Origin of the sequence: Methanobrevibacter sp. 87.7 (assembly GCF_002208625.1) — an archaeon.
In the GTDB taxonomy this organism is placed as follows: Archaea; Methanobacteriota; Methanobacteria; order Methanobacteriales; family Methanobacteriaceae; genus Methanarmilla.
Genome location: NZ_MRCT01000240.1, coordinates 1 through 1,758 on the forward strand (window position 1 = coordinate 1; position 1,758 = coordinate 1,758).

General features: G+C 17.5%; 2 protein-coding genes. Both read right to left on the bottom strand.

Annotated features, from left to right (window positions below; all coding sequences use genetic code 11):
• Positions 1–109: 109 nt before the first annotated feature.
• Complete coding sequence (locus BGI41_RS07945; protein WP_158211979.1) at positions 110–685, bottom strand: DUF2953 domain-containing protein; 576 nt, start codon at positions 683–685, stop codon at positions 110–112.
• Between the two features lie 48 nt (positions 686–733).
• Positions 734–1,159 (bottom strand): GerW family sporulation protein, encoded by a 426-nt coding sequence (locus tag BGI41_RS07950; RefSeq protein ID WP_088540164.1) that lies wholly within the window; start codon positions 1,157–1,159, stop codon positions 734–736.
• Positions 1,160–1,758 lie beyond the last annotated feature (599 nt).

Below are 1,758 nucleotides of genomic sequence, written 5' to 3' on the forward strand. Positions count from 1 at the left end.
TACTTTATATATAGGGTAAATTATTCTTTTAGCTATTTCTATTTTTTTACCAAAACTTATGTATTTATAGGAACCAATTTTATTTTTTATATTATCTTTAATAGTCATTTTAGGTTCCTCTTAAATTTTTAATCGTATTTTTAATAAAAGTTTTCATTGGTTCTTTTCGTATTATATTAAGTGTTTTAATAATAAATACTAAAAGATTTATATTTATATTCATTTTAAATTCAAATTCAATTGTTTCTTTGTTAAAAACAGGTTCTATTTGAATATTAAAGTTGTTATTATTAAATATAGATGTTAATCCCCATAATATACCAGCTATTTCTGCAGTATTCACTGGACTATCAAATCCAAATATAAGTTTTCCTTCAGTTTTATATTTAGAATTTTCTTTTAGAATTTTTAATATTTTTTTAATTTCATTTCTATTTCTTATTACTTCTTTAATTAGATTTTTATTATTAATATTAGTTTTATTATCTTCTTTTTCATCTTCTTTATTTTTCACTGGAATTTCTTTTTTATAAATTTTTATTCCAATTAAAGAAATATTAATTAGTCCTTTGAATTCTTTATTATAATTGAATTTTAAATCTATTTTTAGACCAATATAAAGTATTATAATAATTAAAATAAGTATTATAAGAATTGTGTATAATATTATTAATGCTATATTCAATCTAATCTCCTACTTATTTTAATTATTATGTATTTTAAATTTATATGGTTATTCTGCGTCACTTATATCTTTATTTTTATTATTTTCTTCATTTTCATTATTATATTGCCATTCTGCATCTGAATAATCTTCAGGATTTGCTGAATTAAAATAATTTTTAACTAGATCAGTTATTATTAAACCTAAATCATTAAGTGCTTTGTTAGTATTATTTCCTTTACTAATATCTATTACTCTTACACTATCTGGTCCGTTTGAATTTTTAGATACAACAACCATACTTACAGGTTCAATTCCTGCACCAGCACCTGCTCCTCCAGCAGTGTTGTTGTTTCCACCACCGAAACCAAATCCCATCTTTACAACAGGAATTAATATTTTATCTTCAGTTTCTATTGGTTCACCAATTACACTATTTGTTTTCAATATTTTGTTTAATTCTTCAATTGTTGTTTTAAAGGAATCATCGCTCATATTTATACCTCGATAATAATTGTTGTTTTTTATTATTATAAATTTATATTTTATTTCTTAATTTTTTATATTTTTATATTTAATATTTGTTTTTATTTTCATAATTTTTTTAATATTTTTATATAATTTTTATTTTTAGTTTAATTTTTAATTTTAATTTTTTATTATTTTTTTAAATATTGTTTATTATTACTTATATAAACTTTTTTATTACATTTTTGATTATTTTTTAAATTATTATTTTAATTTATTTATTTAAATTATAAAAATTTATTTAAGCTTAATTTTTTATTTTTAATGTTTAATATTGTTAATTTATTTTTATATTAAATTTTTATTGATATTTTTAATTTATATTAAATATTATATTTTTATTTTTAAAAATAATAATTTATTATTATTTTTTAATTTTAAGTAAGATTAATTCAGAATATATCTTATTTTTTAATGGGAATATCACTAAATTTAATATTTATTTAAGTAAATGTCTTTTAAAATTTTATTTTTAATATTTTTAATAATTTTTGCAATTATATCTATTTGTTTTTGAGTGTGTTGTTTCTTTATGTATAGTATGTGCTATGTGTTTTATGGCGTTG